General features: G+C 71.0%; 17 protein-coding genes and 1 pseudogene. 7 read left to right on the top strand and 11 right to left on the bottom strand.

Going from position 1 to position 22,071, the window contains the following annotated elements:
• Nucleotides 1-155: 155 nt before the first annotated feature.
• The gene (locus IE325_RS02510) at nt 156-1,961 is read right to left on the bottom strand and encodes a 3-hydroxyacyl-CoA dehydrogenase family protein (protein ID WP_190067961.1); all 1,806 of its coding nucleotides are present in this window, start codon (nt 1,959-1,961) and stop codon (nt 156-158) included.
• 380 nt (nt 1,962-2,341) lie between these two features.
• On the opposite strand from IE325_RS02510, the gene IE325_RS02505 reads away from it, so the two are divergent.
• The gene (locus IE325_RS02505) at nt 2,342-2,917 is read left to right on the top strand and encodes an adenylosuccinate lyase (protein WP_190067960.1); all 576 of its coding nucleotides are present in this window, start codon (nt 2,342-2,344) and stop codon (nt 2,915-2,917) included.
• 4 nt (nt 2,918-2,921) lie between these two features.
• Here IE325_RS02505 and IE325_RS02500 read toward each other — a convergent pair whose 3' ends face one another.
• The 5 genes from IE325_RS02500 to IE325_RS02480 form a co-directional block, all read right to left on the bottom strand.
• A complete protein-coding gene (locus IE325_RS02500) occupies nt 2,922-3,455 on the bottom strand; it encodes a GNAT family N-acetyltransferase (protein ID WP_190067959.1) in 534 nt (177 codons plus the stop codon).
• A gap of 40 nt (nt 3,456-3,495) precedes the next feature.
• Nucleotides 3,496-3,894, bottom strand: coding sequence for a RidA family protein (locus IE325_RS02495; RefSeq protein WP_190067958.1), 399 nt, complete (start codon nt 3,892-3,894; stop codon nt 3,496-3,498).
• A gap of 61 nt (nt 3,895-3,955) precedes the next feature.
• Nucleotides 3,956-5,512 (bottom strand): alpha/beta hydrolase, encoded by a 1,557-nt coding sequence (locus IE325_RS02490; RefSeq protein ID WP_190067957.1) that lies wholly within the window; start codon nt 5,510-5,512, stop codon nt 3,956-3,958.
• A 146-nt stretch (nt 5,513-5,658) separates the two neighbouring features.
• Nucleotides 5,659-6,705 (bottom strand): Rv2578c family radical SAM protein, encoded by a 1,047-nt coding sequence (locus IE325_RS02485; RefSeq protein WP_190067956.1) that lies wholly within the window; start codon nt 6,703-6,705, stop codon nt 5,659-5,661.
• A gap of 145 nt (nt 6,706-6,850) precedes the next feature.
• Nucleotides 6,851-7,414, bottom strand: a complete 564-nt coding sequence (locus tag IE325_RS02480) for a dihydrofolate reductase family protein (RefSeq protein WP_190067955.1) — start codon at nt 7,412-7,414, stop codon at nt 6,851-6,853.
• A gap of 240 nt (nt 7,415-7,654) precedes the next feature.
• Here IE325_RS02480 and IE325_RS02475 point away from each other — a divergent pair, with 240 nt between their 5' ends.
• The 4 genes from IE325_RS02475 to IE325_RS02460 all read left to right on the top strand — a co-directional run bounded on the left by IE325_RS02475 (nt 7,655) and on the right by IE325_RS02460 (nt 14,128).
• Nucleotides 7,655-8,098, top strand: coding sequence for an SRPBCC family protein (locus IE325_RS02475; protein ID WP_190067954.1), 444 nt, complete (start codon nt 7,655-7,657; stop codon nt 8,096-8,098).
• Nucleotides 8,099-8,244: 146 nt separating this feature from the next.
• Entirely contained in the window at nt 8,245-10,629 is a 2,385-nt protein-coding gene (locus IE325_RS02470) for an MFS transporter (RefSeq protein ID WP_190067953.1), read from the top strand.
• A 186-nt stretch (nt 10,630-10,815) separates the two neighbouring features.
• Nucleotides 10,816-13,248 (top strand): ATP-binding SpoIIE family protein phosphatase, encoded by a 2,433-nt coding sequence (locus tag IE325_RS02465; RefSeq protein ID WP_190067952.1) that lies wholly within the window; start codon nt 10,816-10,818, stop codon nt 13,246-13,248.
• A 154-nt stretch (nt 13,249-13,402) separates the two neighbouring features.
• Nucleotides 13,403-14,128, top strand: coding sequence for a class I SAM-dependent methyltransferase (locus IE325_RS02460; protein WP_190067951.1), 726 nt, complete (start codon nt 13,403-13,405; stop codon nt 14,126-14,128).
• Nucleotides 14,129-14,181: 53 nt separating this feature from the next.
• On the opposite strand, the gene IE325_RS02455 is transcribed toward IE325_RS02460, so the two are convergent.
• From IE325_RS02455 to IE325_RS02440, 4 genes are read right to left on the bottom strand one after another with little or no spacing between them, the layout of a single operon-like run.
• Nucleotides 14,182-16,692 (bottom strand): immunoglobulin domain-containing protein, encoded by a 2,511-nt coding sequence (locus IE325_RS02455; RefSeq protein WP_190067950.1) that lies wholly within the window; start codon nt 16,690-16,692, stop codon nt 14,182-14,184.
• A 14-nt stretch (nt 16,693-16,706) separates the two neighbouring features.
• Complete coding sequence (locus IE325_RS02450) at nt 16,707-17,225, bottom strand: hypothetical protein (RefSeq protein ID WP_373315073.1); 519 nt, start codon at nt 17,223-17,225, stop codon at nt 16,707-16,709.
• 53 nt (nt 17,226-17,278) lie between these two features.
• Nucleotides 17,279-18,202 (bottom strand): HtaA domain-containing protein, encoded by a 924-nt coding sequence (locus IE325_RS02445; RefSeq protein WP_190067948.1) that lies wholly within the window; start codon nt 18,200-18,202, stop codon nt 17,279-17,281.
• Between the two features lie 32 nt (nt 18,203-18,234).
• Nucleotides 18,235-18,993 carry a hypothetical protein gene (locus tag IE325_RS02440; protein ID WP_190067947.1) on the bottom strand — a complete coding sequence of 253 codons (759 nt, stop codon included), beginning with the start codon at nt 18,991-18,993 and terminating at the stop codon, nt 18,235-18,237.
• Nucleotides 18,994-19,079: 86 nt separating this feature from the next.
• Here IE325_RS02440 and IE325_RS02435 point away from each other — a divergent pair, with 86 nt between their 5' ends.
• Together IE325_RS02435 and IE325_RS02430 are read left to right on the top strand one after the other, a co-directional pair.
• Nucleotides 19,080-20,108 carry a heme/hemin ABC transporter substrate-binding protein gene (locus IE325_RS02435; RefSeq protein ID WP_190067946.1) on the top strand — a complete coding sequence of 343 codons (1,029 nt, stop codon included), beginning with the start codon at nt 19,080-19,082 and terminating at the stop codon, nt 20,106-20,108.
• A pseudogene (locus IE325_RS02430) lies at nt 20,109-20,456 on the top strand (FAD-binding protein); the annotation flags it as partial. It lies immediately after the preceding gene.
• 36 nt (nt 20,457-20,492) lie between these two features.
• Here IE325_RS02430 and IE325_RS02425 read toward each other — a convergent pair.
• A complete protein-coding gene (locus tag IE325_RS02425; protein ID WP_190067945.1) occupies nt 20,493-21,989 on the bottom strand; it encodes an APC family permease in 1,497 nt (498 codons plus the stop codon).
• Nucleotides 21,990-22,071 lie beyond the last annotated feature (82 nt).

The following is a 22,071-nucleotide window of genomic DNA, read 5'->3' as shown; positions in this document are numbered from 1 at the left end:
GCGCATGCACGGGGTTTCCCCCGCCCTTGGAGGGCGGGGGAGTGCCGGGTTCCGCAGGCGGGACCGGGCCGTGCCGGACGGCCGGGGCGGAGCTGCCGGGGTCCAGCAGCCCGCCCCATTCCTGACCGTCTCTGAACCAGTCGCCGGGACGTCCCTTACCGCCGGGCATATTCGCGGAAGCCGCGGCCCGTCTTGCGGCCGAGGCAGCCCGCGGCCACCAGGTGCTCCAGGAGCGGCGCCGGAGCCAGCCCCGGGTCGCGGAACTCGCGGTGCAGGACCTTCTCGATCGCGAGGGAGACATCGAGCCCGACGACGTCCAGCAGCTCGAACGGGCCCATCGGGTAGCCGCCGCCCAGCTTCATCGCGGCGTCGATGTCGTCGAGCGTGGCGTAGTGCTCCTGCACCATCTTGATCGCGTTGTTCAGGTACGGGAACAGCAGCGCGTTCACGATGAATCCGGCCCGGTCACCGCAGTCGACGGCGTGCTTCCGGATCGTCCCGCAGACCTCGCGGACCGTGGCGTGGACGTCGTCGGCGGTCAGGACCGTGCGGACGACCTCGACCAGCTTCATCGCCGGCGCCGGGTTGAAGAAGTGCATGCCGATCACGTCCTGCGGACGCGAGGTGGCCCGGGCACAGGCGACGACGGGCAGCGAGGAGGTGGTGGTCGCCAGCACCGCGCCCGGCTTGCACACCTTGTCCAGCGTCGCGAACAGCTGCTGCTTGACCTCCAGGTCCTCGGCGACCGCCTCGACGGCCAGATCGACGTCGGCGAACGCGTCGTAGGAACCCGCCGCGGTGATCCGGTCCAGGGTCTGCGCGGCGGCCTCGGCGGTCATCCGCCCCTTGTCGACAGAGCGAGAAAGGGACTTGCCGATACGGGCCTTCGCGGCCTGTGCCTTCTCCGCGCTGCGGGCCGCCAGCACCACCTCGTACCCGGCCTTGGCGAAGACCTCCACGATGCCGGAGGCCATGGTGCCGGAGCCCGCGACACCCACGGAGCGGACCGTGCGGCCGGGGGTCAGGGCGGCGCCGTCCAGTGGCGTCAGCGCGTCCCGCACGACGGTGGCGCTGCCGGGGGCCTCGTAGGTGTAGAAGCCGCGGCCCGACTTACGGCCCGTCAGGCCCGCCTCGCTGAGCTGCTTGAGGATCGGCGCGGGGGCGTGCAGCCGGTCCCGGGACTCGGCGTACATGGCGTCGAGGACCCGGCGCGCGGTGTCGATGCCGATCAGGTCGAGCAGCGCCAGCGGGCCCATGGGCAGGCCGCAGCCAAGACGCATCGCGGCGTCGATGTCCTCGCGAGAGGCGTACTTCGCCTCGTACATCGCGGCCGCCTGGTTGAGGTAGCCGAACAGCAGCCCGTCGGCGACGAAGCCGGGCCGGTCGCCGACCGCGACGGGCTCCTTGCCGAGGTCGAGGGCGAGGTTGGTGACGGCGGACACGGCCTGCGGCGCGGTCAGCACCGAGGAGACGACCTCGACCAGCCGCATCGCGGGCGCCGGGTTGAAGAAGTGCAGCCCGAGCACCCGCTCGGGACGGGCAGAGTCGGCGGCGAGCCGGGTGACGGACAGGGCGTTGGTGCCGGTCGCCAGGATCGTCTCGGGGCGCACGATCCCGTCCAGCTCACGGAAGATCTGCTGCTTGATCTCGTACGACTCTGGAGCCACCTCGATGACCAGGTCGGCGTCGGCCGCGGCCCGCAGATCGGTGGAGGTGCGGACGCGGGCGAGGATGTCCGCGCGCTCGTCCTCGGTGAGCCGGCCGCGCTCCACGGCACGGGCGGTCGAGGACTCCAGGGCGGCGACGGCCTGGGCGGTCGCGGCCTCGCTGATGTCGATGCCGACGACCTCGCGGCCGGCCTTGGCGAGAACCTCGGCGATGCCGGTGCCCATGGTGCCGAGGCCGACGACGGCGACGGTCTTGAGCGGGGACAGAGGGGTGTCGGACAGGGGAGTGGCCATCGCGGGACTCCAGGAATGAGGGTGACGACTGGGAGCGCGCCCGGCCGCGCACAGGAAGCGCGTCGGGTGCGGAGAAGGAGAATGAGTGCGGGTGTTGCCGGGCTGACTGGCGCACACGCCCGGTGCCGTCACCGAGAGCGCGCACACGCCTCGGGGAACGGCGGATCCGACCGGCCCTGTCCCGGAGCCGAGTCGTACTGAGGTACACGAGGTACCGAACCGACAACACTCGTAGCGGCTGCGTCACCAGGCCGCTGCAAGGAAATCCACGAGTGGGTGACTCGCTCTTATGAGCTTAACCGGTGGGTAACGAGCGCGCCAGACCTCGTCTTTGTGATGTAGGTCCCGCGAAGCGCGCCTCGTTGCATACGCTCGCCCTCATGGACGAAGAGTTGCGATCACTCACGGAGCGTTTACGGCAGGAGGCCGGGGCGTCGGCCTGGTACGACCGTCTCGTGGCGACCGGCGACGTCGATGAGCTGGCCGAGGTGCTCACCGCGCCGGGACAGCCGCTGTGGGCCAGGGAGCTGGCCGCGTTCCGGCTGGGCCTGGCCGGGGACCGGCGGGCCTTCGAGTCCCTCGTCCTGCTGCTGAACCACCGTGACCCCGAGCGCTGCGTCTCCGCCGCCCATGCCCTGGCCCGCCTCGGCGATCCGCGCACCGCCCGCGCGGCCGCCGCCCTCGCCACCAACGAACTCCGCGTCGCCTACGCCCTGCACCCCGTCCGGCTCCTGGTCGAACTGCGCGCCCCCGAGGCCGTCCCCGCCCTGATCACCACCCTGGAGCGCCGCCTGCGCCCGCACGACCCCTACCGCCGGGTGGCCCTCGCCTGTGTGGAGGGCCTCGGCACCCTGGGCGACGCCCGCGCCAGACAGGTCCTCAACGAGTCCCTGGCCCACCCCGCCCTCGCGGAGGCGGCCGTACGGGCCCTGGCACGGATCCCCCGGCAACGGTGACCCGTCAGGCGCCGGGCAGCTCCCGCGCGTACCGCACCTCCGGCACGCCGACCCCGTCCACCTCGAACGGCTCCTCGGCACCGTCCGCCGCGAAGCCCGCCCGCTCGTAGAAGCGCCGCGCGCCGGCGTTGTCCTTGAGGACCCACAGCAGCATCCGGGCATGCCCGGCGGCCGTGCAGCGGAGCACCGACTCCTGGAGCAGGGCGTCGCCGATGCCGCCGCCGTACCGCCCGGGGTCGACATAGATGGCGTACAACTCGGCGTCCCCGGTGCGCACTTCGCCGTCCCGGTACGGGCCGTGGCAGGCCCAGCCCACGATCTCGCCGTCCCGCTCGGCGACGAGGTTCACCACGCTGCCGTCGGCCCGCGAGAAATGGGTGCGGCGGCGCTCGGCCTCCTCGGCCACGTCCAAGGCGTCCAGATAGGACTGCGGTATCAGACCCCGGTAGGCGCTGCGCCAGCCGCCGATCCGGATCTCGGCGACACGGTCGCAGTCGGCCAGGGTCATGGGGCGGATCCGTATGCGGTCGTCGTTCATGAAGGGACCTTAGGCAAGCCGCCCCAGGGCGTGCGCGTCATTAACCGGGCAGTACCGCGTACGCCTCCACCTCCATCAGACACTCCGGCCGCACCAGCCCGGCGACCCACACGGCCGATGCCGCGGGCAGCCGGTCGTCGGGTATGTGCTCGGCGCGGGCCGCGCGGATGGCCGGCATATGGGCTGTGTCCGTGACGAAGTAGGTGAGTTTGACGACGTCGTCGAAGGTCGCCCCGGCCGCGGCCAGACAGCGCCGCAGATTCTCGAAGACCTGGCGGGCCTGGGCCGCCGCGTCACCTTCGCCGACGACCTCGCCGTCCTCGTCGAGGGCGAGCTGGCCGGAGACGGCGACGAAACGGCCCGTGCCGAGCACGACATGGGAGTACTGCGCGGCGGGGGCGACCCCGTCGGGGGCGGGAATCCTGGTCAGCTCACTCATGCGTCCATCGTGGACCATGGCACTGACAACGCCCCCGACGGGCCGCGCCACGCTCGGGCGTTCAGTGCCGGAAGCCGAGCAGCCCGTGCAGTTCGGCGCCGCGCGACGCGGTCGACGCCTTGGTGCTCAGCGGCTTCGGATCGGGCTGCGCCTCGCACACCGCGTCGACCGTGCCCTCGCCGCGCGGCACGGTGCCGTCGGCCAGATACGCCGCGAGGTGCTTGTCCAGGCAGGTGTTCCCGCCCAGCGTGATGGCGTGGTTGCCGCCGCCCCGCTCGACCACCAGGCTGGAGCGGGCCAGCTGCCGATGGACGGTGACGGCGCCCGGATACGGGGTCGCGGCGTCGTCGGTCGCCTGGAACAGCAGTATCGGCGGCACCTTGTCGTTGGCGATGTCCACCGAGCGCAGCGAGTTCGTCGGCCAGAACGCACACGGCGCGTTGTACCAGGCGTTGTTCCAGGTCATGAACGGCGCCTTCACGTACACCGCCCAGTTGTCCCGCCGCCACCGGTCCCAGTCCCGCGACCAGGCGGCGTCCCGGCACTGCACCGCCGTGTAGACGCTGTAGCCGTTGTCGCCGGACGCGTCCACGGCGCCGAAGTTGTCGTACGCCTCGATCAGCGGCTCGGCGTCCTTCTTGTTCGCATACGCCGCGAACGCCTCGGCGAGGTAGGGCCAGTAACCGTTGTAGTAGCCGCCGGGAACGAAGGTGTCCTCCAGCTCGGAGGCGCCCACCTTCCCGCCGGCCGGCTTCTTGGCCAGGGCCGCCCGCATCGCGTACCACTTGGCCTCGACCCGCGCGGGATCGGTGCCGAGCCGGTAGGTCGCGTCGTACTTGGCGACCCAGGCCAGGAAGGCGCGGTGCCGGTCGTCGAAGGCGACGTCCTGGGCGAGGTTGTCCTCGTACCAGACGCCGGTCGGATCGACGACCGAGTCCAGGGCCGCGCGCCGCACCCGCTGCGGGAAGAGCTTGGCGTAGACCGCGCCCAGGTAGGTGCCGTAGGAATAGCCGAAGTAGTTGATCTGCCGGGCGCCGAGTGCCGCGCGGATGCGGTCCATGTCGCGTACGGCGCTGATCGTGTTGATGTACGGCAGTACGTCCGCGTGCTTGCGGGCGCATCCCCGTGCGAAGGACTGGACGCGCTGGAGGTTGGCCCGCTCCAGCCGCGGTGTGCGCGGTACTGAGTCCGGGCGCACCGGGGCGAAGTGGCCCGGCCTGCAGTCGAGGGCGGGCGTGCTCCTGCCGACGCCGCGGGGGTCGAAGCCGATGACGTCGTACTGGGCCGCCACGGACTCGGGCAGCGCGGAGGCGACGAATCCGGCGAGCGTGAGCCCGCTCGCGCCCGGGCCGCCCGGGTTCACCAGCAGGGGGCCCTGGTACTTCTTCGCGGTGTGCGGGACGCGGGACAGCGCGAGGGTGATCTGCCGGCCGTGCGGGGCGTCGTGGTCGAGCGGCACCTTCAGGGACGCGCACTGGAGCGTCGGGTAGTTCTCGGTGCCGCATTTCTTCCAGGCGAGGGGCGCGGCGTGCGTGGCGTTCGCCTGGGCGGGGACGGCCGTGATGGTCCCGGCCACGAGGGCGGCGGCGCCGCACAGCACGGCTGCGCGTTTTCTCATGGGTCCTCCCAGGACGGAGGGATGCGGACCGCGAGAGCCACGGCCCTGGCCGCATCGTCCCGGAAAGGGCGCCCGGAAGGACTCGTTCTGGCAAGACTTGACCCGATTGGGTCGAGGTGTGCGCTCTAACGCGCTTGGTAACGCTCTTAGATGAGCGAGAGTTGCGTAGGTTCGGTCATCGCGGGCTCGGCCGACGGCACCGGCTCGGGTTCGGCGATCCGCCGGGGCATCCCCGCGCGCGTGGGCCCGATCCCGTACTCCTGCGCCAGCTCATGCACCTGACGGGTGATCCGGCGCTGATACCACTTCGGGGCGTAGGCCCCTTCCGCGTACAGCCGCTCATAGCGGCGCACCAGATGCGGGTGCTCACGCCCCAGCCACGCCATGAACCACTCCCGGGCCCCGGGCCGCAGATGCAGCACCAGCGGGGTGACGGACGTCGCCCCGGAGGCGGCGATCGCCCGCACGGTGGCCCGCAGTTGGGCCGGATGGTCGCTCAGGAACGGAATCACCGGTGCCATCAGCACCCCGCACCCGAGGCCGTGCTCACTCAGCGTCCGTACGACGTCCAGGCGCCGCTCCGGGGCCGGCGTACCCGGTTCCACGGTGCGCCACAGCTCCGGGTCGGTGAAGCCCACGGAGACCGAGATGCCGACGTCGGTCACCTCGGCGGCCTGCTTCAGCAGCTCCAGGTCGCGCAGGATCAGCGTGCCCTTGGTGAGGATCGAGTAGGGGTTGGCGTGGTCCCGCAGGGCGGCGAGGATCCCCGGCATCAGCCGGTAGCGGCCCTCCGCCCGCTGATAGCAGTCGACGTTGGTGCCCATCGCTATGTGGTCGCCCTGCCAGCGGCGCGAGGACAGCTGGCGGCGCAGCACGTCCGGGGCGTTCACCTTGACCACGATCTGGGAGTCGAAGCCGAGGCCGGTGTCGAGGTCCAGATAGCTGTGCGTCTTGCGGGCGAAGCAGTACACGCACGCGTGCGTGCAGCCCCGATAGGGATTGACCGTCCATTCGAACGGCATGCGCGAGGCCCCCGGCACCCGGTTCAGGATCGAGCGGGCCCGGATCTCATGGAACGTGATCCCGGCGAACTCGGGCGTGTCGAACGTACGGGTGACCACCGCGTCCGCGCCGAACAGCGCGGAGTCGGCACGGCTGTGGTCGGACTCCAGGGTGAGGTTCTCCCAGCGCATGAGGCCTCCTCGGTAGCACTGCCCACAGAATAGAACACATGTTCCCTTGATCGTGCGTGGAGTGCGCCAGACTTTGTGAGGGGTCCGAGGCTGACTGGTCAGGAAGGGTGTCCAGGCCGTGTCGGCGGTGTGGCGGGAGGTGCACTCAGCGCCTGGTCTCGTACCTGGTCAGCAATAGGCCGTCGGGGAACGTCCGGGTCTCGATCAGGTTCAGGTTCACCCAGTTGTCCAGGGCCGTGAAGAACGGCGTGCCGCCGCCCACCAGGACCGGATGGGTGACGATCGCGTACTCGTCGATCAGCCCGGCCCGCATGGCCGCCGCGGCGAGTGTGGCACCGGCGATGTCCATGGGGCCGCCGTCCTCGGCCTTGAGCCTGGTGATCTCGGTGACCGCGTCGCCGGTGAACAGACGGGCGTTCCAGTCGACCGGGACGGTCTTGGAGGAGAACACCACCTTCGGCATGTCCCGCCAGCGGCCGGCGTACTCGATCGTCGCCGGTGTGGCACCCGGCTGCTTGTCGGCGGTCGGCCAGTGGGAGCTCATCCCCTCCCACAGCTTGCGCCCGTACAGCGCCAGGCCCGTCGCGGCCACCCGGTCGGACCACCACTGGAACAGCTCGTCGCTCGGCACGCTCCAGCCGAGGTCGTCGCCGGGCGCGGCGGTATAGCCGTCCAGGCTCATGTTCATGGCGAAGGTCAGTTTCCGCATCGCGTCAGCCTCCAGTGAGTCGGTATTCGGCGTACAGACCAGCACATCGCGCGAAAGTCATCGGTCAGGCCACACCGAGGTCCGGTCGACCACCACACCGAGCGGATGCTCCGTACGGATTCGATTTCGATCACTGTGCGATCGCTTCGGAGAGCGGAACGGGACCCCGATTTGGGCGGGGTGGGAGCGGAGTGGTTGGCTTGCTCCAGCCCCCGAGAATTCAGGTCCTGGAGGAAGTCAATGGCGCAGGTCGAGGCCACTACGGAGCGGGTCGTCGCGGCGGACGCGGAGAAGGTGTTCGACGCCCTCGCCGACTACACCGGCACCCGGCAGAAGCTGCTGCCCGAGCACTTCAGCGAGTACGAGGTGCGCGAGGGCGGCGACGGCGAGGGCACCCTCGTCCACTGGAAGCTCCAGGCCACCAGCAAGCGCGTGCGCGACTGCCTCCTGGAGGTCAGCGAGCCCACCGACGGTGAGCTCGTCGAGAAGGACCGCAACTCCTCCATGGTCACCACCTGGCGGGTCACCCCGGCGGGCGAGGGCCGGTCCCGGGTCGTCGTCACCACCACCTGGCAGGGCGCCGGCGGCATCGGCGGCTTCTTCGAGAAGACCTTCGCCCCCAAGGGCCTCGGCCGGATCTACGACGCACTGCTCGCCAAGCTCGCCACCGAGGTCGAGAAGTAAGTCCCCGGTGTTCGGGGGTCCTTGGCCCCCTCACCGGTTCGAGTGGAACTCCGCCGTGTCCGGGACGGCGCCGTAACTCGCCGTGCTTGCTCGTAGTTGTCGCTTAATGCGGGAAATGTGAGCAGGTACGGCGAGGGGAGCGGTACGTGGGCGGCACGGCTTTGGTGCAGGACGAGACTCTCGCCGCACCCCCTCCACCGGCACCGCCCCAGGACGCGGAGAGCCAACTGAGCCCGCGCCGGATCCGGTTGGTCTTCTTCGGGCTGATGCTCGCGCTGCTGCTGGCCGCGCTGGAGCAGATGATCGTCGCCACCGCGCTGCCGAAGATCGTCGGCGAGCTGCACGGCCTGGACCGGATGTCCTGGGCGATCACCGCCTACCTCCTCACCGCCACCATCGGCCTGCCGATCTACGGCAAGCTCGGCGACCTCCTCGGCCGCAAGGGTGTCTTCCAGTTCGCGATCGTCGTCTTCGTCGTCGGCTCCGCGCTCGCCGGTCGGGCCGAGACGATGGACCAGCTGATCGCCTACCGCGCCGTCCAGGGCATCGGCGCGGGCGGGCTCATGATCGGCGTCCAGGCGATCATCGCGGACATCGTGCCGCCCCGCGAGCGCGGCCGCTTCATGGGCCTGATCGGCGCCGCGTTCGGCCTCGCCTCCGTCGCCGGGCCCCTGCTCGGCGGCTACTTCACGGACCACCTCTCCTGGCGCTGGTGCTTCTACATCAACGTCCCCTTCGGCCTGGTCACCCTCGCCGTCGTCGCCGTAGTCCTGAAACTGCCGAAGCCCAAGACCAGGGCCCGGCTCGACATCCTCGGCTCCCTGCTCCTGGCCACCGCATCCACCTGCCTGGTCCTGCTCACCAGTTGGGGCGGCACAGAACACGCCTGGGACTCCCGCACGATCCTCGGCCTCGGCGCCGGAGCGGCCGTATCCACCGCCCTCTTCCTCGTCGCCGAGCGCTTCGCCGTCGAACCCCTCATCCCGCTACGGCTGTTCAGGGACTCCGTCTTCAACATCACCGGCCTGGTGGGCCTCGTGATCGGCGTCGCGCTCTTCGGTGCCGCCAGCTATCTGCCGACCTTCCTGCAGATGGTCGACGGGGCCACCGCCACCGAGTCCGGCCTGCTGATGCTCCCGATGATGGGCGGCATCGTCGGCGCCTCCATCGTCTGCGGCCAACTCATCAGCCACACCGGCCACTACCGGATCTACCCCATGCTCGGCAGCGCCCTCTCGGCGCTCGGCATGTGGCTGCTCTCCCGCTTGGAGATCGACACACCCCGGCTGCACTACAGCATCTGGATGGCCGTGCTCGGCACCGGCATCGGCATGGTGATGCCGGTCCTGATCCTCGCCGTGCAGAACTCCGTGCGCCCCGCCGACCTCGGCACCGCCACCAGCGCCAACAACTACTTCCGCCAGATCGGCGGCAGCGTCGGCGCCGCGATCTTCGGCACCCTCTTCGCCGCCCGCCTCACCGACGCGCTGGCCGAACGGCTCCCGGCGCACGCGGGCGCGGACCTGCCCGACCCCGAGTCCATCACCCCGCAGCTCGTCCACACCCTGCCCCCGGCGCTGCGCGACGCCTACATCCAGGCCTACGCCGACGCCATGCCGAGGATCTTCCTGCTCCTCGTGCCGGTGCTCGTGCTCGGCCTGCTCATCGCCTGCTTCCTCAAGGAGGAACCCCTCGTGGCTCACAACGCCCCGGCCCCGGACACGGAACCGGTGCCGCTGAACAGCCCGATCCCCGCGGCCCGTTCACCGCGTACGGCCGAAGTCCCGGTCCGCGGCACCGTGCTGCACCCCGACGGGACCTTCGTGTCCCACGCGGCCCTCACCCTCATCGACGTCGCCGGGCAGCAGGTCGGACGCGGCGGAAGCGGCGGCGACGGACGGTACGCGCTGGCGACGCCCGGCCCGGGGGCGTACGTCATGATCGCCGCGGCGGGCGGCCACCAGCCGCAGGCCGTCACCGTGACCGTCGGGGAGCGCCCCGTCGAACTGGACATCGTCCTCGGCGGCGCCGGACGCCTCGCCGGGAGGGTGCTCACCCCGGACGGCACACCGGTCGACGCGACCGTGACGCTCACCGACATCCAGGGCGAGGTCGTCGCCACCACCCGCAGCGGGTGCGAGGGCGGCTATGTCATCACCGAACTCGTCGCCGGTGAGTACACCCTCGCCGCGAGCACGCCCGCCTTCCGCCCCGCCGCCGTCCCCGTCACCGTCAAGGCGGCCCGCGAGACCCGCCAGGACATCGAACTCGCAGGCGGCGCCCTGCTGCGCGGCACCGTGCGGGCCGGCGGCGGACGCCCCGTCGAGGACGCGCGCGTGACGCTCCTCGACGCGGCGGGCAATGTGATGGACACCCTCACCACCGGACCCGACGGCACCTTCCGTTTCGTCGATCTGTCCACCGGCGAGTACACCGTCATCGCCACCGGTTACCCGCCGGTCGCCACCGTCCTCCAGGTCGCCGGCGGAGGCCGAACGGAACGCGATCTTCAGCTCGGTCACGAGGACTGAGCCGCTCCGACCGCACCCCCGCTGTCCTGCACGGACACCACACGGGCGGACAACTCGGCACCCGCGCGTGCCGTCTTGATCCCGCCCCATCAATTCCCGTATTGCCGCACATCATCACGGCCGGGCGCCGTACGGTGGTGGGGGCGCGCAGATCTTGCGGAGCCTTGGGGAGAGAGGGCCTGGGCCATGGACCGTGGCACCGACAGGGACGGCGCGGAGACGGAACCCGCCGCGTCCGGACGCATCCCGCTCGCCGTGGTCGTCGTGGACCGCGAGGGACTCGTCTCCCACTGGAGCTCCGGCGCACGCCGGTTGTTCGGCGCGTCCAAGGAAGAGGCGCTCGGCCACCCCGCCGTCGATCTGCTGCCCGTCTCCGGGGCGCTGCCCGAGGACGACGACGTGTCGCCGTACGGGGCCTACGGGGCGTACGACGGACTGGGCCACGATCTTGAGACGTCCCTGGACGGACGCCTGTACTACCCGGCGGCCGGGCGCGCCCGTCTCACCGTCCCCGAGCGTGATCGCGTCGACGTGCTCTGGTGGGCCTACCCGCTGACGGGACCCGGCCCGGAGCGGCTGCTCGTGCTCGGCGCCGACGTCGGCCGGCTCCGCCAGGACAGCCATGACGACCCCGGCTTCGAGCGCGTCGCCCCCGCGTTCGCCCTGCACACCGACTTCCCCGGCGCCGAGGAACTCGCCCGCAGGCTCCCCGAGATCCTGCCCAGCATGAGCGTCGAGGAAGGCGCCCGGATCGTCGGCCAGATCCTCGAACTGGGCTATCCCGTGCTGGAGTTCAGCCAGAACGAACGAGTGCCCGTCACCCCCGACTGGGGAGTGCCCCGGCGCGTCGAGCGCAGGGCCCGTCGCGAGCGTGCCGCCAGAGCCGCCGCCGAAGGCCTGCCGTTAGCGGAGGAATACGCCGACGAGGGCGAGGACCTCGAATACGCCGCCGTACGCGAACACCTGGAGTTCCTCAACGAGGTCAGCGGCCAGATCGGCACCTCCCTCGACCTGTCGCGCACCATCATCGAGGTCAGCAAGGCCGTCGTACCCCGCTTCACCGATGTCGCAGGCACCTATCTGCGCGAACAGGTCGTCGCCGGTGAGGGATTCCCCGACGGTGTGCCCGACACCACCACCATGTGGCACCGGGTCGCCGTCGAGCACACCGACGAACCCGGCCGCTGGGACGACGTCGTACCGGTCGGCGAGGCCATGCCCTTCCCGGCGCACACGCCGTTCTTCCAGTGCATGACCAGCGGCGAGCCCGTCCTCGTGCCGCGCATCAGCGAGCAGATGGGCCACGCCATCGCCTCGCAGTTCGAGAAGCGCGACATCCGGCCGCTGATCACGGGCCGCTCCATGCTGGTCGTACCGCTCAAGGCACGCAATGTCGTGCTCGGCTTCATGATCCTGCTGCGGCACCCGGAGCGGGTCGAGTTCAACGACATGGACCGCGTCACCGGCGCCGAACTCGCCGCCCGCGCGGGCCTCGTGCTCGACAACGCGCGTATGTACACCTACCAGGAGAGCGTCGCCGAGACCCTCCAGGACAGCATGCTGCCGCACATACCGCCACGCATGGCGGGCTGCGACATCGCCACCCGCTATCTGCCGGGTACGTTGCTGGGCCGCGTCGGCGGCGACTGGTTCGACTCCGTGAAACTCCCCGGCGCCCGCACCGCCCTCGTCGTCGGCGACGTCATGGGCCACGGCCTCAACTCGGCCGCGATGATGGGCCAGTTGCGGACGGCCGTACAGACCATGGCCGCCCTCGACCTGCCGCCCGCCCAGCTCCTGCGCAACCTCGACGACCTCGCCCAGCGCCTCGGCGACACCTACCTCGCGACCTGTCTGTACGCCGTCTACGACCCCATCGTCGGCGAACTCCACCTCGCCAACGCCGGGCACATCCCGCCCGTCCTGGTCCGCGCCGAGAACGGACGCAGTGAGTTGCTCGACCTGCCCACCGGTGCGCCGATCGGCGTCGGCGGGGTGCCCTTCGAGGCGGTACGCGTGCGTGTGGAGCCCGGCGACCGGATCGTGATGTGCACCGACGGTCTGGTCGAGGTGCGCGGCGAAGACATCGGTGTCGGGCTCGCGACCCTCAGCGAGTCGGCCGCTCACCCGGCGGCGTCCATGGACGACGCCTGCGACAGCGTCATCCGCGCCCTCAACACTCGCGGCGGCCGCAAGGACGACGTGGCCCTGCTGATGGCCCGCCTCAACGGCATCGAGCCGCAGGACGTCGCGGAATGGCGGCTCGGCCTCGACCCCATGGAGGTCGGCCGGGCCCGCGCGGTGGTCCGTGAACAGCTCCACGACTGGGGCCTCGCCAGACTCGCCGACCCCGCCGAGCTGATGGTCAGCGAACTCGTCACCAATGCCGTACGGCACTCCCACAGTCGCCCCGTCGAGCTGCGCCTCGTGCGGGGCGACACGCTGTTGTGCGAGGTGGATGACGACGACCACGAGCTGCCGACCCTGCTCAACGCCGGGCTCGACGACGATGCCGGGCGCGGGCTGCGCGTCGTGAGTACGCTCGCCCGCGAGTGGGGCACGAGCCGGACGAGCGCCGGAAAGACCGTCTGGTTCGAACTCACACTCCCGCGCCGGTGACATCCCCGCCCCCAAAGGGCGTACGACGGCGTAAGAGTGTCGAATGCGGAGTGAAGGTATGCGCCGCGCGCTTGTGGCCGAATCCGGGCCGCGATAGACCGTACTCGCCCGTCAGTTGACGACGGGTCGGCCATCGCTACCTGGGGAGCAGGTCATGAGCGTGACGAGTCGGTACCGGGAGGCCTGGGAGGGCTTCTGGAGTGAGGCCCCCGAGGAACAAGGGGCGGTGTTCTGGGACGCGGAGCCGGCGCTGACCGCCGGACGCCATCTGGCCCTGTTCGAGGCGCACCTGGCAGATCCGGGCCTGCCGCTGGTGGACCTGGGCTGCGGCAACGGCACCCAGACCCGATTCCTCGCCGACCGCTTCACCCGCGTCATCGGCGCCGACCTCTCGGCCGCGGCCCTCGACCACGCCCGTCGCGCCGACCCGGCCGGACAGGCCGCGTACCGGATGTTCGACGCCGTGGAGAAGGCCGAGGCGGAGACGCTGCACGCCGAGCTCGGGGACACCAACATCTATATGCGGGGCGTACTGCACCAGGCCGAGCCCGAGGACCGGCAGCTGATGGTGAACGGCATCGCCACGCTGGTCGGCGAGCGCGGCCGGGCCTTCCTCGTCGAACTCTCCGAGTCCGCCAAGCCGGTACTCCTCGGCCTCGCGCAGAGCCCGTCGGGACCGCCGCCCAAGCTCGCACCGATCTTCCGGCACGGCATCGCCCCCGGCGAGGTCGCCGACGAGGCGGTGCCCGAGTATCTGCACGCGGCGGGGCTGACGGTCCTCGCGAGCGGCGAACTGCCGCTGATCACCACGGAGTACGCGCCGGACGGCACGCGGATCGAGCTGCCGTCGAAGTGGGTGGTGGCGGGGCGGGCGGTGTAGAGACGGCGGTGGCCCTCAGGGCGTCCTGAGGGCCAACTCGCCTTGCTCATCTATTAGTTGGTGCTACGGCCTTTTCGGTACGCCGTCCAGCCCGCGGCGAGCAGCAGCGCCGCGATCGCGGCGACGGAGAACACCGTCACGCCGGTCGAGGCGAGGCTGCCCCCACCGGCGGGGGAGGCTGCTGTGCCGGTGCCGCCCGCTGTATCTGTACCGGCACCGGAGCCCGTGTCGCCGCCTCCCGCGTCGCCGGAACCGCCGCCGTCGCCGTCATCGGTGTCCACCGGGTCCTGTCCGACGAAGCTGACCGGGACCTTGACGTCCTGGGAGCGGTCGCCGGAGAGGGTGTGGTCATTGCGGGTGGCCATGACGCAGGTGGACTTGAAGCAGTCGGTGTACTCGTCCTTGGCGTCCACGGTCAGCTCGACCTCGAAGGAGCCGCCCGCGCCGTACGGGATCGCCAGCTCCTCGCCGTAGTCCGGCGGGTCGGAGGAGATCCACGCGGAGGAGTGCGAGCCGCCGGTCATGTCGACGCCGCCGACGCACGGCGTGGGCAGTTCGCCGTCGCCGTTGTCGACGCAGAGGGCGACGTAGATGCCCTTCTTCGTGTCGTATCCGGTGCCGGTGATCTTCAGGGTCTGGTTCTCGGTGGCGAGGTTGTTGACCGGGGTGACGGTGAGTTTCTGGCCGTTGGGGCCGGTCTCCGTGTTGGAGCCGGAGGGCTTGCCGCCGCTTCCGGGTGTCTGCCCGCCGCCTGCCGCCTCTGTGACCGTCAGGGTGATCGGTGAAGTGCGGGTCGAGCCAAGGGAGTTCGTGAACTCGGCGCGATAGCGGTAACCGTCCTGCGTCGCCTTCGCGGTGAAGGAATACGCGTTCTTCGTCGCGCCGTCCACTGTCGACCAGGTCTGGCCGTCGTCGGGGCTGACCTGCCAGCGCACCGTGGGCTCCGGGGCGCCCTCGGCGGAGGCGACGAGGGTGACCTTGTCGCCGGGTGCGACGGACTGGTCGGTGGGGGACTGGATGACCTTCGGGGAGACACGGCGGTCGAGTTTGACGACCTTGCTCTCGGCCTGGTCGGTGACGTAGACGGAGGTGGCACCGGGGGCGACGGCGACGCCCGCGTAGGCGCCGGCGCGGTTGCCGGGCAGGGCGACGGGTTCGGCCGCCTGCCGTGCGGTGGCGCTGTCGTAGACCTCCAGTGCGCCGACGCCGTCCGCGCCGTCCTCGGCGGTGCCCCAGTCCTCGCGCAGCACGAAGGCCTCGCCGGTGGCCTTGTCGAAGGCCATGGCTGTGGCGCGGTCCTTCCCGGTGAGCTTGGCCAACTGCTTGCCGTCCTTGTCGAGGACGAGGACGTCGTAGGAGCTGCCCACCCAGACGTTGCCGGTCTTCGGGTCGGTCTCTACGAAGTAGACGGCGGCTGAGGGGAGTTCGGCGGTGGCGGTGACGGCGAGCGTGTCCGTGTCGACGCGGTACAGCTTGCCGCCCGCGGCATCCGCCGACCAGGCGACGCCTCGCTCGGTGTCCACGCCGAGGATACCGCCGCCGGGCAGGGTGGCGGTCCTGCGGACCGTGCCGGTGGCGGTCTCGACCTCGGAGAGTACGGCGCCCTGGGCGACCAGTGTCGTGGCGGCATCCGTGCCGGGGCCGACGCCGGTGACCGTGCCGCCGGTCAGCCACACGCCCTTCGCCTCTGTGTCGCCGGCCTTCGCGGTGCCCAGGCCGCGCAGGGGGTAGTGGAAGGCGACGCCGTCACCGGCCAGCGGGGCGGCGATCCAGCGAACCACGCGGGGCGCGAGAGTGCCGCCCGCGCCGGGGGCCTGCTGGACATGGCCGAGAGCCTTGCCGTCCTTCGGGTCGATGGCGTACAGGCCCTGTTCGGCGACGTCCGCCGTGTCGGGGATGTTGTCCGAACCCACGTACAGATTCCCCGAGTCGGGGTGCAGGAGCAGGTCCAGCGGGCGGCCGGCGGTGGTGAACTCGGCGGCCCGCGCGTAGCCGACGGTGCCCGGCGGCACGTCCACACCGTCGCCGCCGTCACCGCCGCCGGGGGCCTGGCCCTCGAAGGTGACGGGGATGCGGACGTCCTGGGAGCGGTCGCCGGGGCTGCGGTGGTCGACGCGGGTGACGACCGAGCAGGTGACCTTGGTGCAGTCGAGGCTCGCGTCCTTGGCCTTGACTGCGATCTCGACGTCGAAGGTGCCGCCGGCGCCCCAGGTGACGGCCAGGTCGCCCGCGTACGGGTCGCCCTCCGGGACGATCCACTGCGAGGCGCTGCCGGTGCCGCTCTGGTCGGCGCCGCCGAGGCACGGGGTGGGCACGCGGTTGTCGCCGTTGTCCTTGCACAGGGCGACGTAGATGGCCTTCGTCGCGTCGTAGCCGGAGCCGGTGACGTGGAGCGTCTCTCCCTCGGGGTCGAGGTTCGCGGAGGCGGAGACGGTGAGTTTCTGGCCGTCCTTGCCGAGGGCGGTCCTCGGGGTGTCGGCGGCCCGCGCGGTCGAGCCGACGGCGACGGAGGCGGCCACGAGCGCGGCGGCGCCCAGGAGCGCCGCCGGTCGTCTGTGCTGCATGGGAGTTCCTCCGGTCACTGGAAGGTGATCGGCACGTGGACGTCGTACTTGCGGTCGTTGCTGTCGAAGTGGTCCGCGCGCGTCACCACCGCGCACTCCACGTCCTGGCCGCAGACGCTGCCGTCGTCGAGGGTGGCCTTGACGAAGATCTGCACGCTGAAGCTGCCGCCCGAGCCGAACTTGGAGCTGTTGGCGAACGTGCCGCCGAAGGTGTTGTTGACCCAGTGCGAGGCGCCGGTGGAGCCGCTCTGGTCGGCGCCGCCCAGGCAGGGGGTCGGCTTGTTCGCGCCCTGCGCCCCGTCGACCACGCAGAGGCTGACGTAGATGCCCTGGCTCGGGTTGTAGCCGGTGCCGGAGACGCTGATGACCTGGCCCGCGGTGGCGGCGGTGGCGGGGGCGGTGAGCGACAGGTTGTACGTCGTGCCGCCGTCGGTGACCGTGCGGGTCGAGGTGGCCGCGGAGGCGGATGTGGCCAGACCGAGGGTCAGGGCGGAGGCGGCCACGACGGTCAGGGCGGCGCGGGTGGCGGTCATGGATCTCATGTGGGGCCTTTCCAGGAGTGGTTGGAGGTTGGATACGGGAGTGGTCAGGGGGCGTCGGCGCGTACGTCGAACTCGGCGACGGCCTTCCGTTCGCCGGTCACCGTGTAGAGCTCGACCGTGTGGGCGCCCTCGGCGGCGCTGTCGTACACCGGGAATTTCTGGGAGATCCGGCCGGTGTCGTCGGCCTGTGCCTGGTACCGGGTGTCCTGGTCGATGGCGACGAGGACGATCTCGCCGGGGGTGAATCCCGAGCCGGTGACGGTCTGTTCGGTGCCGGGGGTGAGGTCGGCGGCGGTGACGGTCGCGGCGGGTTTCTGCGGTTGTTTCGGGGCGACAGGGGCCGGAGAGGGCGTCTCGATGGCGGGCGGCTCCGTGGCGGGCACGCCCTCCGTGGCGACCGTCACATCGAGCAGCCCCAGGTCATCGCCCTCCGCGAACGACTCCCCGCTCCACTGCGACAGCAGCCGCGCGCCGTCGTCCGTGAGGGACGCCCGCAGACCGGTCCAGGTCACCCCGGTCGGTCGTACGACGGGCTCGGTGCCGTTCGTCGTCACCTCGGCGAGTGCGAGCTCGCGTGCCCGGCGGTCGGTGACCGTGCGGGCGTGGAGGGTGGCGTCGCCCTCGTTCAGGCGCAGTCGTAGGCCGCCCAGCGTCAGGGGCGGGATCGAGGAGGTGGACGCGGTGAACCGGGTCGCGCCGCCCAACCCGACGTCCATGGCGCCGGTTTCGGGATCCGCGCTGCCGTCCGTGGCCGGGAACCAGGTGCGGTCCGTGGATTTCCGTACGGCGGGTTCGGTCACGTCGATCGACAGGCCGGGGTCGGTCGTCGTCCAGTTCAAGTAGCCGTCGGAGATCGTGCGCGGGAACGGCTGCTCGTCGACGGCCTGCGCCGCACCGGGGCACAGCAGCGCGGCGAGCAGGGTGCCGCCTGTCACGGCCGCGGCGCCGGGTCTCTTCGTGGTCTTCAAGTCGCCCTCCGGAACGAGAGGTTGGTGAAGTGTCAGCCTGTGTGCGTGGCGGCCCGGCGCCTGCGTGCCCACAGCCAGGTCCCGGTACCGGCCGCGATCAGGCCCGCAGCTGTGACCCCGGCCGTGAGGGCGATGGAGCCGGTGCTGGCGAGGGGGCCGTCGGACGCCTTTTCGTCACCGCCGGTCGTGCTCGCGGCGGCCGTCGCGGTCGGCGTCGCCTTGGAGCCGGAGTCTGCGACCGCGCCCTCGCTCTTGCCGAAGCTCACCGGAACGCGCACCGTCTGGCTCTGATCCCCGCCCCGCGTATGGTCGTTGCGGGTGATGACCGCGCAGGTCACACCGGACTTGGTGCAGTCCGTGTTGGCGTCCTTGGCACGCACCTTCAACTGCACGCTGAACGAGCCTTTGTGGCCGCTGCCTCCGTACGGTTTCGCCAACCCCTCTCCGTACGAGGGCGGGTTGGAGGAGATCCAGGCGGATGCCCCCGACTCACCGGACATGTCCACTCCGCCCACGCAGGGCGTCGGGGTCTTCCCGGCGCCGTTGTCCACGCAGAAGGCGACGTAGACGCCCTTCTCGGTGTTGTAGCCGGAGCCGGTCACGGTCACCGTCTCGCCGCCTGCGGCCAGTCCCGAGGACTTGGAGACGGTGAGTTTCTGGCCCTCGGGGCCCGTCGCCGAGCCACCCGCCGCAGAGGCCGACCCGGTGGCCGACAGCAGCAGGGCCGCGGCGCCCGTGAAGGCGAGCAGCGGTCCAACTCCCCCTCGGTGCAAGCCACTTGCCCACGCCATGGAATACCCCCAGCCATGCGAATTAAGGTAAGCCTAACCTAAACTATTGCCTGCTTGTGTGTCAGGAGAGAGAGGACGGAAAACGCATGCGTGTATCCCGGAGATCCCTTGTCGCCCTGGGGTTGGCGCTCGCGCTGCTCACCGGTGCCTGCGGCGGCGGGAGCGGTGGCTCCTCGGCGGCCGACGCGTCACCCGCCTCCGCGAGCGCGCGGGCCGCCGCGGCCGAGAAGCAGCTCGCGAAGAACACCCTCGTACCGCTCGAAGGCGCGCCGCCCACACCGGAGTTGCCGGTCACCGTCGACTCCTCGGACGGGCGGCAGGTGACCGTCGAGGACGCCTCGCGGATCCTGCCGCTCAACGGCGGTGTCGCCGAGATCGTGTTCACGCTGGGCCTCGGCGACCGGGTCGTCGGCCGGGACATCACCGCCACCTTTGCCGAGGCGAAGAAGCTCCCGCAGGTCACCAAGGCGCACGATGTGAGCGCGGAGAGCGTGCTCTCGCTGCGTCCGACGGTCGTGCTGGCCGACACCGACACCGGCCCCGCCGAGGCCATCGACCAGATCCGCGACGCCGGTGTCCCCGTCGTCGTCCTCGACCCGGCCACCAAGCTGGCCGACGTCACCACCCGCACCACGCGCGTGGCCGAGGCCCTCGGCGTCCCCGAGGCCGGCAAGGCCCTCAACAAGCGCATGAGCGACGAACTCGCCGCCGCCCGCGCCGCCGTGCCCAAGGGCAGCAAGCCCAAGGTCGCCTTCCTGTACATGCGCGGCAGTGCGGCCGTCTATCTGATCGGTGGGAAGGGCTCCGGCGCCGACTCGCTCATCGAGGCCGCGGGGGCGGTGGACGCGGGCAAGGGCGCCGGTCTGGACAAGCCGTTCACGCCGATCACCAGCGAGGCGCTGGTGCGGGCGCGGCCGGATGTGATCCTGATGATGACCAAGGGACTGGAGTCCGTGGGCGGCGTCGACGGCCTGGTGAAGATCCCCGGGATCGCCGAGACCCCGGCCGGGATGGACCGCCGGGTGGTCGACATGGAGGACGGGGTGCTGCTCGGGTACGGGCCGCGGACGCCGTTGGTGATCGACATCCTGGTGGATCGCATCCATCAAAGATGAGACGCCCAGGTCATGGGCATCCGCAACGCGCTCGCCTACCCGGGGGACACGCTCAGCCGTACGGCCGCCATCCACAAGATCCTGGACTCGGGCGCCGGTCCCCTGATCGCCGTACGTCTGAACATCCTCACCCGCAAGAGCCTCGGCGGCCTCCAGACCGACCTCTCCGGCCGCGTCCTGGACGCCTCCGGCGTTCCGATCGCCGGGCTGTACGCCGCCGGTGAGGTCGCCGGCTTCGGCGGGGGCGGCGTCCACGGCTACCGCTCGCTGGAGGGCACCTTCCTCGGCGGCTGCCTCTTCTCCGGCCGCACGGCGGGACGGGCGGCGGCCGCGGCCACCGCGAGCTGAGAGCGGGGCCTCACGGTTCGGTCGGCACACACATCGTCAGGACACCTCGTGGCCGGGTACGAGGGCGGGATCCGCCACCTCCGGGCGCTCCGCCCAGAAGGCCGGTGCCAGCAGGCGCCACGTGACCATGAGGATCACGCCCGCGAGGGTGATGCCGATGCCGATGACCAGCGGCGGGCCGAGCCCGAACCAGGAGACGCCGCTGTAGGAGTTCGCGGGGTCCGACATGTCGCTGATCGACTCGACAAGCAGCCAGACCAGCAGTCCGGCGCCGACCAGTGGGCCGAGGCCGATGAGCAGGAAGTTGTGGACGCTCTCGGTGAGATGGCGGCGGTAGTAGACCGCGCAGGCGGCGCCCGTGAGCGCGTAGTAGAACGCGATCAGCAGCGACAGCGCGGTCAGCGAGTCGAACAGGGCGTTCTCGCTGATCTGGCGCACCACGACGTACCAGGCGATGGCGATGGCGGCCACCCACCACGTGGACACGTCGGGGGTGCGGAACCGGGTGTGGATGTGCCCGAAGTGCGCCGGCAGCGCGTGCCGGCGTGCCATGGACAGCGCGGTGCGCGAGGCGGGGATGATCGTCGTCTGGGTCGAGGCGAGGCCGGAGGTGGAGACCGCCAGCAGGACGACCCAGTCCCAGCCGCCCATGGCCTCGTCGGCGAGCAGCGCGAAGATGAACTCCTCCTCCCCGGCGTTCTCCGCCAGATACGCCGGTCCCGCGTAGGCCACGACCGCGTAGGCGACCGCCACGTACGTCACCAGCAGGATCACCGTCGACCACACGGCCGCCTGGCCGGGAGCGGTGGCGGAGTTCTCGACCTCCTCGGTGAGGTTCACCGCCGATTCCCAGCCCCAGTAGATGAACACGCCCAGCAGCAGACCCGCCGTCAGTTCGGCGCCGCCCGCCCCGAAGGGATCCAGCCAGCTGAACGCCGGATCGACGGAGTCGAGCGAACCGGTCCCGGCGTAGACCCGGTAGATCGCCACCACGGCGAACGCGAGCAGGCAGGCGACCTGCGCGAGGATCAGGATGTTCTGCACCTTGGCCGACACCTCGGTGCCGATGACGCACACGGCCGTCATCACCAGGATGAGCAGCACCGTCAGCGTCTCGCGCACCAGCTCGTTGTCGACCCAGCTGTCGAGGCCGAACGCGAGCAGCGCGAACGTCACCGCGACGTCCGCGAGCGAGCCGACCACCAGGACGCCGGTCATCGTGATGGCCCAGCCGCCGAGCCAGCCGGCCCATGGGCCCATCGCCCGGGTGACCCAGGAGAACGTCGTCCCGCAGTCCTGGTCGACCCGGTTGAGGTAGTAGAACGCCGACGCGATCAGCAGCATCGGGACGAACGAGGCGAGCATGATGCCGGGGGCGTAGACACCGACGAGCGCCACGACCGGGCCGATCGCCGCGGCCAGCGAGTACGCGGGCGAGGTGGAGTTGAGCCCGATGACGAGCGCGTCGACGAACCCGATCGCGTCGGCCTTCAGCCCTTCCGGCGGGCGGGTGTCCTCGGTGGCCTCGGCCATGCTGCCTCACTTCGGTCGTACGTGACCTCATGAAACAGGCAGGCGTGGGGCCCGCCCCGCCTTCGCTGTCCGGTCGCGGGAT

The organism is Streptomyces lanatus (assembly GCF_014655715.1).
Taxonomy (GTDB): Bacteria; Actinomycetota; Actinomycetes; order Streptomycetales; family Streptomycetaceae; genus Streptomyces; species Streptomyces lanatus.
Note: the sequence above shows the minus strand (reverse complement) of the source record. Positions and strands in the feature narration are given on the sequence as shown.